This is a genomic window from Streptomyces sp. NPDC017095 (assembly GCF_044332325.1).
GTDB lineage: Bacteria > Actinomycetota > Actinomycetes > Streptomycetales > Streptomycetaceae > Streptomyces.
In genome coordinates this window covers 200,209-213,613 of record NZ_JBIROU010000004.1, presented here as the reverse complement: position 1 = coordinate 213,613, position 13,405 = coordinate 200,209, and the positions used below count along the sequence as shown (strand labels likewise).

General features: G+C 72.9%; 11 protein-coding genes and 1 tRNA gene. 5 read left to right on the top strand and 7 right to left on the bottom strand.

Annotated features, from left to right (window positions below; genetic code table 11):
- Positions 1–705: 705 nt before the first annotated feature.
- The 4 genes from ACH4OA_RS10115 to ACH4OA_RS10100 all read right to left on the bottom strand — a co-directional run bounded on the left by ACH4OA_RS10115 (position 706) and on the right by ACH4OA_RS10100 (position 4,967).
- Entirely contained in the window at positions 706–939 is a 234-nt protein-coding gene (locus ACH4OA_RS10115; protein ID WP_397968515.1) for a helix-turn-helix domain-containing protein, read from the bottom strand.
- A 527-nt stretch (positions 940–1,466) separates the two neighbouring features.
- A tRNA-Arg gene (locus ACH4OA_RS10110) sits at positions 1,467–1,539 on the bottom strand.
- Between the two features lie 126 nt (positions 1,540–1,665).
- On the bottom strand, positions 1,666–3,294 hold the full coding sequence (locus ACH4OA_RS10105) for an IclR family transcriptional regulator C-terminal domain-containing protein (protein ID WP_397968513.1): 1,629 nt from the start codon (positions 3,292–3,294) through the stop codon (positions 1,666–1,668).
- 362 nt (positions 3,295–3,656) lie between these two features.
- Positions 3,657–4,967 carry a M6 family metalloprotease domain-containing protein gene (locus ACH4OA_RS10100; RefSeq protein WP_397937846.1) on the bottom strand — a complete coding sequence of 437 codons (1,311 nt, stop codon included), beginning with the start codon at positions 4,965–4,967 and terminating at the stop codon, positions 3,657–3,659.
- A 278-nt stretch (positions 4,968–5,245) separates the two neighbouring features.
- Between ACH4OA_RS10100 and ACH4OA_RS10095 the strand changes: the two genes are divergently transcribed.
- Together ACH4OA_RS10095 and ACH4OA_RS10090 are read left to right on the top strand one after the other, a co-directional pair.
- Positions 5,246–5,893: a TetR/AcrR family transcriptional regulator gene (locus ACH4OA_RS10095; protein ID WP_397937848.1), complete on the top strand. Its 648-nt coding sequence runs from the start codon at positions 5,246–5,248 to the stop codon at positions 5,891–5,893.
- A gap of 220 nt (positions 5,894–6,113) precedes the next feature.
- The gene (locus ACH4OA_RS10090; protein ID WP_397937850.1) at positions 6,114–7,652 is read left to right on the top strand and encodes an MFS transporter; all 1,539 of its coding nucleotides are present in this window, start codon (positions 6,114–6,116) and stop codon (positions 7,650–7,652) included.
- Between the two features lie 28 nt (positions 7,653–7,680).
- Here the strand turns inward: ACH4OA_RS10090 and ACH4OA_RS10085 are convergent, their stop codons facing one another.
- Positions 7,681–8,190: a MarR family transcriptional regulator gene (locus ACH4OA_RS10085; protein WP_365879800.1), complete on the bottom strand. Its 510-nt coding sequence runs from the start codon at positions 8,188–8,190 to the stop codon at positions 7,681–7,683.
- Between the two features lie 110 nt (positions 8,191–8,300).
- Here ACH4OA_RS10085 and ACH4OA_RS10080 point away from each other — a divergent pair, with 110 nt between their 5' ends.
- On the top strand, positions 8,301–9,092 hold the full coding sequence (locus tag ACH4OA_RS10080) for a dioxygenase (RefSeq protein WP_397937852.1): 792 nt from the start codon (positions 8,301–8,303) through the stop codon (positions 9,090–9,092).
- 115 nt (positions 9,093–9,207) lie between these two features.
- On the opposite strand, the gene ACH4OA_RS10075 is transcribed toward ACH4OA_RS10080, so the two are convergent.
- Positions 9,208–9,726: a GNAT family N-acetyltransferase gene (locus ACH4OA_RS10075; RefSeq protein WP_397968511.1), complete on the bottom strand. Its 519-nt coding sequence runs from the start codon at positions 9,724–9,726 to the stop codon at positions 9,208–9,210.
- Positions 9,727–9,910: 184 nt separating this feature from the next.
- On the opposite strand from ACH4OA_RS10075, the gene ACH4OA_RS10070 reads away from it, so the two are divergent.
- Together ACH4OA_RS10070 and ACH4OA_RS10065 are read left to right on the top strand one after the other, a co-directional pair.
- A complete protein-coding gene (locus tag ACH4OA_RS10070) occupies positions 9,911–10,909 on the top strand; it encodes an RNA polymerase sigma factor RpoD/SigA (RefSeq protein ID WP_397937855.1) in 999 nt (332 codons plus the stop codon).
- 546 nt (positions 10,910–11,455) lie between these two features.
- Complete coding sequence (locus ACH4OA_RS10065; protein WP_397938105.1) at positions 11,456–12,190, top strand: TetR/AcrR family transcriptional regulator; 735 nt, start codon at positions 11,456–11,458, stop codon at positions 12,188–12,190.
- A 174-nt stretch (positions 12,191–12,364) separates the two neighbouring features.
- Here ACH4OA_RS10065 and ACH4OA_RS10060 read toward each other — a convergent pair whose 3' ends face one another.
- A complete protein-coding gene (locus ACH4OA_RS10060; RefSeq protein WP_397968508.1) occupies positions 12,365–13,384 on the bottom strand; it encodes a helix-turn-helix transcriptional regulator in 1,020 nt (339 codons plus the stop codon).
- Positions 13,385–13,405 lie beyond the last annotated feature (21 nt).

The window sequence follows — 13,405 nt, the reverse complement described above, 5'->3', positions numbered from 1 at the left end:
GGGGTCCCTAGCCCCGGCGTCACAGGTGGCGCCGGTGGTCCACCCAAGGCAGGGCCTGCCCGGGTGGCCAGGGTCCGCCGCCGGTCCTCCCCTGTGACCGGCGGCGGGTCGCGCAGTAACCGGTACCGGTGAGTAGTCGTTGGCGATGTGCCACTCGTACGGCTCAGTGAAGGGATCGTGCCCGATGGCCGCCATCTGCCCTAACTGCCACCTGCCAGAGATGATCGCGTACATCGTCAACGATGACGGTGTGCACCCTCTCCCGTGCCTGAACGAGGTATGCGGAATGATCTTGACCCGCTCCACCCCGCACGGGCACCTCACGGGGGCGGCGTCTTGCGCCACCACCGGCTGCCAGGGCGCTGTACGCGACGAGTACAGCTATGACACCCACGGACGAATCGCCCGCCTGGACCGAGTCAGGTGCCAGCTCTGCGGGACGGACCAGACAGGAGCGATCAAGAATGCCGGAAATACGTCAAAACGTGCCATGCCCCACCCCTGGCTGCAACGGCAGCAGGGCTGACGTCTACCTCACGGACGACCAGGGGAACATCATCGCCCGCACCGGCAGCGAGCCGTGCAGCTCCTGCGGTAGCTGACCTCACCGCACGGGCTCCGCGAGGGGTGCGCGCAGGGCATCGGCCATGGCGGCGATCGGCCGCGGCGCCCGAGCGGCCGTCTCTGCTTGTCGGGGACGGCCGCTCACCTTACGAGCTGGGCTATGGGAATCCCGAGGGCGTCGGCCAGCAGCAGGAGGTCTTCCAGATCGGGAACGCGTTGCGCGTATTCCCAGCGGTGGATGGTGCGGTGGTCGCGGCCGATGCGGTCGCCGAGCTGTATCTGCGTGAGGCCGGCGTGCAGGCGCGCGGCTCGGATGCGTGCCCCGACCTCCCGGCGGCGGGTGAGTACCCAGTCGGGCATCGGGTCGAGGGGCACTCGTCCACGCTGTAACGATCTTGACTTGTTGTCTTTGCCTGGCTGGGCAAATTTAATGATCTTGCTGTAGGGAACTTCCTTGGACGCCGCCCGCTCCTGGCCACCGGGAGCGCGGCGGAAGGAAGCGGCTGAGGGGGCGTTACGCGTCTCCGCCCTTTCGGCCGTCAGACGCCATGACTCGGTCAAGGCGTCCCGCCCCGGGTGCCGTTGGCGCCCGGGGCGGTTTACGTTGGGACGCAGAAGGGCCCCCGTCGATATAGCCGACGGGGGCCCTCCGCCTGCTCGGGCCGGCCTCCCCGCCGGGGACCTCGCAGGTTCACGGAGCGCGCGTCTCAGGCGCACGTGGGGAGACGCGCCTGCCCGCTCCGTCGCCCTCACTGTACGTGGCATATGCAGCAAGTCCAGTCACTCGAACGGGTGGCTTCGATGCAAGATCACGCGGGGATGTGGACTCCGGGCATGAAACAGGCCCTCCGTTCGATTTGAACGGAGGGCCTGCACCCACTCTGACCTGCAACTTAGGTCTGTGCCCCCGGCAGGATTCGAACCTGCGACACCCGCTTTAGGAGAGCGGTGCTCTATCCCCTGAGCTACGAAGGCGTGGCTGAGCGTCCTGGTGGGCGCTTGGTGGACAGAGTACCGGATCAGGGCGGGGCCCCGGGTGGGGTGCGGGGGACGTGGGTCGGGTGGCCGGGGCGTGGGTGACGCGGGGCGTGGGGCCGGGGGTCAGGTGGTCGGGACGTGGGTGAAGCGGGATGTGGTGTGCAGGTCCCGTTCGATGTGGGTGGCCGTTTCGCGGAGGGCCGGGAGCAGGGTGCCGGCGCAGTCGGCCAGGGTGCGGCGGGCCGCGTGCGTGGCCACGTTCAGTGCGGCGACCGCGCGGCCCGTGCGGTCCCGTACCGGTACGGCGACGGACCGCAGGCCGGACTCCAGTTCCTCGTCGGCCAGCGCGTGCCCCTGTGCCCGGACCTCGGCCAGCCCCGGAGGCAGGGGGCCGTCGGTGTCCGCCAGGAGGACGCGGCCCAGCGAGGTCGCGGCGGCCGGCAGCCGCGCACCCACGGTGACGCGGACGGTCAGCACCCGGCCCGCGCCCGCCCCGGCCGTGTACTGGATCTCGGTGCGGTCGGGGGTGAGGACCGCCAGCGCCGCCGGCTCGTCCAGCCGCTCCGCCAGGGCCCGCAGATGCGGTTCCGCCAGGCGGGGCAGCGATGTCCGGGCCAGGGGCGGGAAGCCGAGGTCCAGGACGCGCGGGGTGAGAGTGAAGGCGTGGTCGTCGTGCGCGGCGATCAGGCCCAGGTGGTCGAGGGTGAGCAGCGCCCGGCGGGCGGTGGCCCGGGACAGGCCGGTCGCCCGTGCCGCCTCGGCCGGGGACAGCGCCGGGCGGCCCTCGCCGAACGCCGTCAGCACGGTCAGACCGCGGGCCAGCGACTCCACGAAGTCCCGGCCCAGCTCGTGCTTGGACGCCGTCGTCCAGGCCGCCAGACCGGCGGGCGCGGGGCCCGGCTCGGGTGGCGGCGCGGTGTGTAGGGCGGCCTCCATCGCCCGTACCGCCGTACGCAGCCGGGGCAGCAGGCTGGTGCGCAGATCCGCCGCCGCGTGCCGGCTGGTGTGGCTGACCACGCTCGCCACGCAGACCGGGCGGCCGGTACCCGGGTCGTGCACCGGCACGGATACCGCGACCAGGCCCGGCTCGATCAGCTGGTCGTCCAGCGCCCAGCCGTCCCGGCGGGCCCGGCGCACCCGCTCCGCGAACGCGGCTTCGGCGTCCCCGGCGGCGGGGCCGGGGGGAACCGCGCGGAACGCCGTGCCCTCGGGGTCCTGGGCCCGGCGCGCACGCCAGCGGGACCACTCCCCGTCCGTCCACTCGGTGGCGAACAGGGCCCCGGGCGCGGTGCGTTCGGCCGGCAGCAGGTCGCCGATGCGGAAGCTGACGGACAGCGCGCGGCGGCGGGTGGCCTGGTGGATGAAGCGGATGCCGTCGCCGTCGGCGACCGCGAGCGACACCGACTCGTCCAGTTCGTCGGCGAGGGCGTCGGCGTGCGCGCCGAGCAGTGCGGGCAGGCGCAGGGCGGCGAGGTAGGCGTTGCCCAGCTCCAGTACGCCCGGGGTGAGGACGACGTCCCGGCCGTCCAGGCGGACGTAGCCCATGCGGGCCAGGGTCGCGGTGATCCGGTCCACCGTGGAGCGGGCGAGACCGGTGGCCCGCTCCAGCGCGCTCGGGCTCAGCGCGCCGCCCGCCTCCGTCAGCCGCCGCAGCACCCCGACCCCGCGCACCAGCGGTCCGACCACCTCCGCCGGCGTCCCGGCCCCGGCGCGGGCGCGGTCGTCGGCATCCACTGCGGTCATCGCGGGCATCGTCTCTCCGGTACGGCATGGGGGCACGCCTACGGTAAACCCCGACGCCCCGGCCGGCCTCGGTCGGCCTCCGTCGGCCTCGGCCAGCCCGGAGACCCGGAGACCCGGAGACCCGGAGTCCCGAAGACCCGGAGTCCCGTTCGGTTCCCGGCCCCGGTCGCTAGGTCAGCCGAGCAACCCGCCCGGCCCCGGTCGCTAGGTCAGCCGAGCAACCCGCACGGCCCCGGCAGGTCAGCCGAGCAGCCCGGCCAGCTCAGTCGGCCTCGGCCAGCCCGGTCGCTCCGCCCCGGTAGCCAGGTCGGCCCGAGCAGTAGGCGAGCCCGGTCGGCCACCCCACCCCTCCCCACCACCCCGCCCCCTCCTCACCCCGTACTCACCGTCACGCCCCCGCCCCCGCCCCCGGTCCGCGTCACGCGGATCCGGCAGTTGCCGTCCGCGTCCATCGACACCACGTGCACGCTGATGCCGTGCCGTGGGTCCTTGAAGGTCTCGCCGGCGGTGAACGGGGCGTCGGAGAGTTCCGCGTGGACGTTGGGGCTACGGGTGCAGCCGCCGCTGCCGCGGTGGCTGTCGAAGACGGTGACCGGGCCGCGGCCGGTGTCGACCGCGGCGTCGATCTTGTAGATGAGGACGCCGGGCCGGCACACCGCCTCGTCGTTGCCGCCCTGGGCGCGGACCTCCAGCGCGTAGGTGCTGCGCGCGGTGACCGGTATGAGGACCAGCTTCCCGCCGCCCTGCTGGTAGAGCGGAGTCAGGGCGAACTCGGCGCTGCCCGGTGCCGCCGCGCAGCCGACCTGTCCGCCGTCCAGCCAGCCCAGCTTCCACTTGTGCCAGCCCAGCAGGTCGTTGTTGGCGCCCCAGTCCTCGCTCATGATGTCCCAGTGCCCGACCGCGCCCCCGCCGTCCTGCGTGTAGAGGTCCGGCAGGCCGAAGGTGTGGCCGTTCTCGTGCGGCAGCACCCGGTAGCCGGTGCTGTCGTAGGAGCCGGAGCCGTCGTCCTGCCGGGAGTAGACGAAGGAGGCGTTGGATATGCGGACGCCGTCGGCGACCGGGGCGTCGTCGTTGCCGGCGAAGGTCACGGAGAGCACGGTGTCCAGGGCGGAGGGGCCGGCGTTCGGGGTGACGAGCACGTTCAGCAGGTCGTAGTCGCGGAAGTCCACCTTCGGGTCGGCGGCGGACACGAGGTCCTGCACCAGGTTCCGGTACCCGGGATCGAAGGGTGCGCCGCGCTCTATGCCGTAGTCCTGGAAGCGTTTGGGCATGCGCAGCCAGGTGGTGACGGGGGTTTCGGGGCGGTAGTCGAGCCGGCCGTACGACGCGGTGTGGAACCAGTCCTGGGTGTGCGGGAAGAACTCGTGGAAGCGGTCCATCGCGCCGCCCTCGCCGGGCGCGTCCGGGAAGTCCACCATCAGGGTCAGCGCGTGCACCGTGCCGGTGGAGCGGGAGTAACCGGCCGGCGTGGGCAGGCCCTCGGTCATCTGCACGTCCAGGCCGCCGTGGATCATGCAGGGGACGAGTGCGGCGGAGCGGGCCAGGCCGACGGGCCCGGCGGTGGTCGGCGCCGTCAGGTGCCCGGTCCCGGCCGAGGTGCTGACCGCGAGGGTCAGTGCGGTCACCAGGGAGAGGGCGGCCATCCGGCGCGGGCGTATGCGGCGGCGGGGCTGCGGCTGCATGCGGGGACCTTTCGCGCCACGGCAGCCGCCGGTCTCCGGCTGCACCCTTGCGCACACCCTGTGCCGACGGCGCGGAGGCCGCGCGCTGGAGGAGGCCGACGGTGGGAAAGCGGGACGGCGGAAGGGTGAATCCCCGCGGATGGCGAGTGTGGCTCAGGTCACAGGCATTCTTTTCCCTGGCCGGAAATAACCGGGGACGCTCTCCCCGTTTAGCCCTGTGTCCGAGCGAAACGGGGACCTGCTCCCCGGATCGCCCACCACGACCTTCAGGAGTGCCCGTGTCCGCCGCGACCGCCCCCGCAGCGCGCAAGGTGACCCGGCCGCGCGCCGACGCCCTGCGCAACCGGGAACGGATCGTCACCGCCGCCCGCGAGATGTTCGTCGAGCACGGCCCGGATGTGCCGCTGGACGAGATCGCCCGCCGGGCCGGCGTCGGCAACGCCACGGTGTACCGCAACTTCCCCGACCGTGACGCCCTCGTCCGCGAGGTCGTCTGCTCCGTGATGGACCGTACCGCCGAGGCTGCCGAACTGGCCCTCGCGGAGACCGGGGACGCCTTCACCGCCCTGGAGCACTTCGCGCACGCCGCCGCCGACGAGCGGATCAGCGCGCTGTGTCCCATGGTGTCCAGCACGTTCGACAAGCACCACCCCGACCTGGAGGCCGCCCGCGAGCGCGTCGAGCAGCTCGTCGAGGAGATCATGGGCCGGGCCAAGGCGGCCGGGCAGCTCAGGCCGGACGTCGACGTGGGCGATCTGATGATCGCCGTGGCCCAGCTGAGCCGGCCCCCGGCCGGCACGGACTGTCTGCGCGGCGACCGCTTCGTCCACCGCCATCTCCAGCTCTTCCTCGACGGTCTGCGGGCGCCCGCCCGCTCCCTCCTGCCGGGGAGGGCCGTCAACCTCCGGGAGCTGCGCGGCTCCTGACCGATCAGTCCGGCTCCCGTGCCCGGTCCGCCGGCCGTACGGCGGCCGGTACGGCCGCTCCCTCCGACCGCACCTTCCGTCCTTCCCGTTCGCGTCCGTCGCTCTCCGACTCCGTTCGCGCTCCCGTCACTTCATCTTTCCGCCTTACTCCGTTTTCTCGTCATTTTTCGGCACGCCTGCCGACACCGTCTGCTCCCGAAGTCCCGAAGTGGGTATCTCCATGTCCGAAACAGCCCTCAGGGCTCCCGGTCCCGCCGCCACGAGCGGTGACGCCAACCGCTGGAAAGCGCTCCTCTTCATCGCGCTCGCCCAGCTGATGGTCGTCCTGGACGCCACCATCGTGAACATCGCCCTGCCCGCCGCCCAGCAGGACCTGGGCATATCCGACGGCAACAAGCAGTGGGTGATCACGGCCTACGCGCTCGCCTTCGGCGGTCTGCTGCTGTTCGGCGGCCGGGTCGCCGACCTGTGGGGCCGCAAGCGCACCTTCGTGCTCGGCCTCGCCGGTTTCGCCGCCGCCTCCGCGCTCGGCGGCGCCGCCACCACCGGCACACTGATGTTCGGCGCCCGCGCCCTCCAGGGCGTCTTCGGCGCGCTGCTCGCCCCGGCCGCGCTGTCCCTGCTGGCCGTCATGTTCACGGACGCCAAGGAGCGCGCCAAGGCGTTCGGCATCTACGGCGCCATCGCGGGCGGCGGCGGTGCCGTCGGCCTGATCCTCGGCGGGTTCCTCACCGAGTACCTGAACTGGCGCTGGACCTTCTTCGTGAACGTCCCGTTCGCCGTGGTCGCCGCGGCCGGCGCGTACTTCGTCGTCCGGGAGCCGGCGGGTGCCCGCAACCGCTCCCCGCTCGACGTCCCCGGCGTGATCCTGTCCACCCTCGGCCTGGTCGCGCTCGTCTACGGCTTCACCCGCGCCGAGTCCGACGGCTGGGGCGACTCGGTGACCGTGTCGATGTTCGTCGGGTCCGTGGTGCTGCTGCTGGCGTTCGTGCTGGTCGAGACCAAGGTCAAGGCGCCGCTGCTGCCACTGCGCGTGGTGACCGACCGCAACCGCGGCGGCATCTACCTCTCGCTCGGCCTCGCCATCATCGGCATGTTCGGTCTGTTCCTCTTCCTGACCTATTACCTGCAGATCGTGAAGGGCTACTCGCCGGTCAAGACCGGCTTCGCCTTCCTGCCGATGGTGGCCGGCATGATCACCGGCTCCACCCAGATCGGCACCCGGCTGATGACCCGGGTCCCGGCCCGGCTGCTGATGGGCCCCGGCTTCCTGGTCGCCGGCCTCGGCATGCTGCTGCTGACCCAGCTGGAGATCGACTCCTCGTACCCGGCGCTGCTGCTGCCCGCGATGCTGCTGCTCGGCCTCGGCATGGGTACGGCGTTCATGCCGGCGATGTCCCTGGCCACCCAGGGCGTCCAGCCCCGGGACGCCGGTGTCGCCTCCGCGATGGTCAACACCTCGCAGCAGGTGGGCGGCGCGATCGGCACCGCCCTGCTGAACACCATCGCCGCCTCGGCGACCACCTCGTACGTCAAGGACCACATCGCCGGTGCCACCGCCAGGCCGCAGCAGGAGCTGGTGCAGCTCCAGGGCATGGTGCACGGCTACAGCGCCGCGATCTGGGTCGCCGTCGGCATCCTGGCGCTCGCCTCGCTGATCGCCTTCACCTTCGTCAACGCCGGCCGTCCGGACACCGGCGCCGTGGTCTCGGGCGAGGGTGCCGAGGACGAGCTGCCGGTGCCGGTGATCGCCCACTGAGCGGCCGTACGGTGAGCCGCCCGGCGGGTTAGCGCAGCCAGGGCAGGTCCGCGCCCGCTTCCTTGGGCTGGAGGCCCTCGGCGACGATCTCCATGATCTCGCCGAGGGCCTCCTGCTGTTCCGGGCTCAGCCGGTCGAACAGCGCCTGCCGTACGGCGGTCACATGGCCGGGCGCGGTGTGCCGCAGCACCTCGTAGCCCTCGTCGGTGAGGACGGCGAACTGGCCGCGCTTGTCGGAGGGGCAGTCCTCGCGGCGGACCCAGCCGTTCTTCTCCAGCCGGGCGATGGCGTGCGAGAGCCGGGAGCGGGTGATCTTCGCCTGCATCGCCAGCTCGGTCATCCGCAGCCGGCGCCGCGGGGCCTCGGCGAGGCCGACGAGGAGGCCGTAGTAGATGTGCGGCATGCCCGCGTCGCGCTGGAGCTGCCGGTCGAGGTGGTCCTCCAGCAGGGTGGTGGCGTGCAGGTAGGCGCGCCAGACGCGCTGTTCCTCGTCGGTGAGCCAGCGCTGCCGCGCGACGGAGTCCGGTGCCGTGTTCATGTATCCACTGTACGAGGCAGCTTCTTGAAACTTGAACAAGTGGTGGGTAGGGTGTCGCCGAGACTGCTTGAGAGTTAAAGCATCTTCATCGAACCACCGGAGCCGCCACCATGTCCGCCACCGCCCAGGAGCGCATGCCCGCCCTGTACCTCAGCCACGGCGCCCCGCCGCTCGCCGACGACCCGGTCTGGCCCGGCCAGCTCGCCGCCTGGTCCGCCGCCCTGCCCCGGCCCCGGGCGATCCTCATGGTCTCCGCCCACTGGGAGGAGGCCCCGCTCGCTCTCGGCGCCGTGCGGACCGTCCCGCTCGTCTACGACTTCTGGGGCTTCCCCGAGCACTACTACCGGGTCCGCTACGCCGCTCCCGGCGCCCCCGCCCTCGCCGACGCCGTCCGCAAGCTGCTGCGCGCCCCCGGCCTGCCCGTCCAGGACATCCCCGACCGGGGCCTGGACCACGGCGCCTACGTCCCGCTCGTCGAGATGTACCCGGACGCCGACATCCCCGTCCTCCAGGTCTCCCTGCCCACCCTCGACCCGGTCCGGCTCATGGACCTCGGCCGCAGGCTCGCGCCGCTGCGCGACGAGGGCGTGCTGATCGTCGGCTCGGGCTTCTTCACCCACAACCTCGCCGCCCTGCGGCACACCGGGCCGGGCGTGCCGAGCTGGTCGGCCGAGTTCGACGACTGGGGCCGCCGGGCCCTGGAGGACCGCGACTGGGACGCCCTGCTGGACTTCCTGGACAAGGCCCCGGCCGGCCGCTACGCCCATCCGCGCACCGAACACTTCGCCCCGCTCTTCGTCACCCTGGGCGCGGCGGACGCCGGCGGCGGGCCGGACGCGCAGAAATCGGTGATCGACGGCTTCTGGATGGGAATGGCGAAGCGGTCCGTGCAGTTCGGATGAGTGACGGACCGAGCCTGGCCCGGACCGGCCTCGCGGCCGGCGCCAAGCCCAAACGCCGCCGCGGCGCCGTGGCGGTGTGACCGCCGGTGACCCGGAGCGGGCGCCGGGGTCTGACCTAGAGCGGCTTCTCGTACCAGGCCACGTCCCAGTAGCGGCCGAACTTGCGGCCGACCTCCCGGAACGTGCCGACGTACCGGAAGCCGAAGCGCGCGTGCAGCCCCGCGGAGGCCACGTTGGGCTGGGCGATCCCGGCGTAGGCGCGGTGCACGTCCTCGGCGGCCAGGGCCTTGAACAGAGTCTCGTAGAGAAGCGTGCCGATACCGCGCCGGCCGGCGCCCGGGGCGGCGTACACCGAGGTCTCCACGGAGGTCCCGTACGCCGGCTTCGGCCGGTGCGGGCTCGACGTGGCGTACCCCAGGATCCGCCCGGTCTCCGCGTCCGTGGCAACCATCAGCCGGTGCGGGCCGTCTTCCCGGTGGGAGAGCAGCCAGGGACGGCGCTCCTCCGGGGTGAACACCGCGGTGTCGAATGTGATGGCCGTCTCACGGACGTAGTGGTTGTAGATCGCCGTGAGGGCGGCGAGATCGGCCTCGATCCCCGGCCTGACCTGCACTTCGGCACGTTCCGACGGCATATCGCCTCCCCGTGTGGCGGACAGGGTACTGCATGATCAGAAAAATTGCGGGGCGGGTTGGGAATTCTGTCCGGATTCCAGTCGTTGTTTCCCACGGATGCAGGGCACTCGAAGAGAGTCCCAGAGACGAGTGCTGAGCGTTCGCCAGGACCACCCGCCAGCCCACCATCGCAAGGGAGCACGCATGGCAACCCGTGCCGTCGCCCGTCGTCAGTCCGCCACCGGCGAGACGGCCGACTCGGCAAGCAGTGTTCGCGCTCATGGCGGCGAGATCGCAGACCGCGACCTGGTCGGCATGTACCTCGACGAGATCGCGCGCACGCCGCTGCTCGATGCCGCGAAGGAGGTCGAGCTGTCCCAGACCATCGAGGCGGGTGTGTTCGCACAGCAGGTCCTCGACGGCGAGGAGGAGACCAAGGCGGACGCCAGCCGTGCGGAGCTGGAAGCCCTGGCGGCCGCCGGCGAGCGGGCCAAGGACGTCTTCATCCGCTCCAACCTCCGGCTGGTCGTCGCGGTCGCCCGGCGGTACCCGCGCAGCGGCCTGCCCCTGCTCGACCTGATCCAGGAGGGCAACGCCGGCCTGGTGCGCGCCGTCGAGAAGTTCGACTACCGCAAGGGCTTCAAGTTCTCCACGTACGCCACCTGGTGGATCCGCCAGGCCATCACCCGCTCCATCGCCGACCAGTCCCGCACGATCCGGCTCCCCGTCCACCTGGTGGAGGAGCTGGGCCGCATCCGCCGCGTCCAGCGCGAGTTCAACCGCGAGAACGGCCGCGACCCGGAGCCCGCGGAGATCGCCAAGGAGCTGGGCTCGACGCCGGAGCGCGTCGTCGACGTCCTCGACTGGGCCCGCGACCCGGTCTCGCTGAACATGGCGGTGGACGACCAGGGCGAGACCCAGTTCGGCGACCTGCTGGAGGACACCTCGGCGGTCTCCCCGGAGCAGTCGGTCCTCACCCTGCTGCGCAGCGAGGAGCTGGACGACCTGATCGGCCGTCTGGACCAGCGCACGGCCTCCATCATCAAGATGCGGTACGGCATCGACGACGGCCGTGAGCGCACGCTGACCGAGGTCGGCAAGGAGCACGGCCTGACCCGCGAGCGCATCCGTCAGATCGAGAAGCACGCCCTGCTCGAACTGAAGAAGCTGGCCCGCGACACCGGCTTCGACGCGGCGGCGTAACACCGGCTTCCCGCGCCGCGGCGCGAGGCGGTCCCGCCCGCACCGCGCACCCGCGGGCGCGCGGCGCGCACGGGTGGCGAAAGACGGCGCAAACATGGCGCGGTCCCGTCGCTTCAACCACCGGGCCCGAGGGAACAACCCTTCCGGGCCCGGAAGCGGGTCCGGGCACGCACTCCCCGCCCACCCCCACACCGCACTCCCGGCCGCGACCGACACCCGGCCGGCCGGCCCACGCAAGCCACGTCCCGACGCGATCCCCCCCCGGCGCCGGGACTTCCCAGCCGGGCTCCGGCGCCTACCCCCCCCAGGCGCCGGAGCCCGGCTTCTTCCCGTGCGCCGAGGCGGCCGCGGACCCCGGCCCACGCGGCGGACATGCTGGAACGGCGGCCCACCCCGTACCTGAACCCCGGGGTGGACCGCCGGATGGCAGATTCTGCCACACGGGCATAGCCTGCCCGGATGAGCACCACCCCCGACCCCGCCCACCAGCCGTTTTCCGCCTCCGCGCCGGTATCCCTCACCGAACGCCGGAAGGCCGAGACCCGGATGGAGATCGCCCGGGCGGCGGCGGCCCTCTTCGTCCAGCGGGGCCTGCGGGCCACCCGCGCCGAGGACATCGCCCAGGCCGCCGGCATCGCACCGCGCACCTTCTACCGCTACTTCGCCACCAAGGAAGAGGCCGTGGCGCCGCTCTACGCGGCCGGTGCCCAGCGCTGGACCGAGGCGGTCCGCGCGGCCCCCGCCGGCCTGCCGCTTCCCCAGATCCTGGAACACGCCGTCCGCCACACCCTCACGCCCGGCCTCGGCGTCTCGGCCGCGTCCTGGGAGTGGCTGCGCACCCTGATCCGCCTGGCCGACACCAGCCCCGCCCTGCGCAAGGTCTGGGCGGAGGTCTGCCAGGCGTCGGAAGCCGAACTGGCGGAGATCCTGGCGACCCGCACGGCCGGCCCGCCGACCCGGGAGGGCGCGGAGGGTACGGAGGGCACGCCCGCGGGGCGGGAGGAGGTGCCGGCGGGGCAGGAGGAGGTGCCGGCGGGGCGGGGTGAGACGCCTGCGGGGCGGGCGCCGCACGTCGTGCCGGACGCGCCGCTCACTCCCGAGCTGCGGTTCGCCGCGGCGGTGGCCAGCGCCGCCGTGCGCGTGGCGGTGGAGTCCTGGGCCGCGACGACGACCCAGCCCACCGGCCCCGAGGGCCCGGCGGCCCTGGCCGTGCGCAACCTGCGCGCCCTGCGGGACTTCGCGTGGAACGAGAACCGGGGCACGCCGACGGGCGGGCGCTGAGCCGGAAACGGGGGTACGCCCACGGACGAAAGCTGAGCCCGGCCGGGAGCGCGTACGGAAGTTGAGCCCGGCCGGGAGCGCGTACGGGAGTTGAGCCTGGCCCGGAGCGCGCACAGAAGCCGAGCCCGGGACGCCACGGCCCGGCGCACTCCGCGCTTCCGGAACCTCGGCTCCTCACTCTCCCTCCGGCTGCGTCCTCTCCGTCTCCTCCACCGCCGCACCGGCCGGCCCCACGCTCCCGGCCCGGGTCAGCCGGGCGCCCAGCTCCCGGACGCAGTCCGCCAGTTCCGCCGGCCCGTGGACCGTGAAGTCGCACCCCGACAGTGCCAGCCGCACCGCCAGCCACTCCATGGGGTCGCCGGTGGTGCCCCGCAGGACGCAGCCGCCCGCGCCGTCGTCCTCGGGCACCCCGGCCGACCCCGGCAGCCGGGCCGAGACCCGTTCCGCGGGGGCGGTGAACCGGACCTCGTAGGCGTACGTCTCCTGCCGCCGGTGGATGGACTGCCGCAGATACTCGGCGGCGCTCCCCGTCGGCAGTTCCCGCGGCGCGAACCGGACCCCGGTCGCGGACGGCCCGCTCACCCGGTCGACCCGGAAGGTGCGCCAGTCCGCCCGGTCGACGTCGTACGCCACCAGGTACCAGCGCCGTCCCGTCGAGACCAGCCGGTACGGCTCGGTCAGCCGGTGGGAGGCGCTGCCGTCCTTGTCGCGGTAGGCGAACCGCAGCCGCTCCCGGCCGGCCACCGTGGACGCCATCACGGTCAGCGTCTCCGGAGCGATGCTCGGTCCGTCGCCGCTGGTCAGCGGGGTCGTCGCGGCCTGGAGCGTGGCCACCCGGTGGCGCAGCCGGGCCGGCAGCACCTGCTCCAGCTTGGCCAGCGCCCGCACCGACGCCTCGTCCACTCCCTCGACGGCGTGCCCGGCACCGGCCCGCAGCCCCACCGCGATGGCGACGGCCTCCTCGTCGTCCAGCACCAGCGGCGGCATCGCCTTGCCCGCGATCAGCCGGTACCCGCCGTCCGCGCCCTTCGTCGCCTGCACCGGATATCCCAGCTCCCGCAGCCGGTCGATGTCCCGCCGCACGGTACGCCGGGAGACCCGGAGCCGGTCGGCCAGCTCACCGCCGGGCCACTCGCGGGGCGTCTGGAGCAGGGACAGGAGCTGGAGCAGCCGTGCCGGGGTGTCCGTCGTCATGGGTACGAGCATGCGGCATTA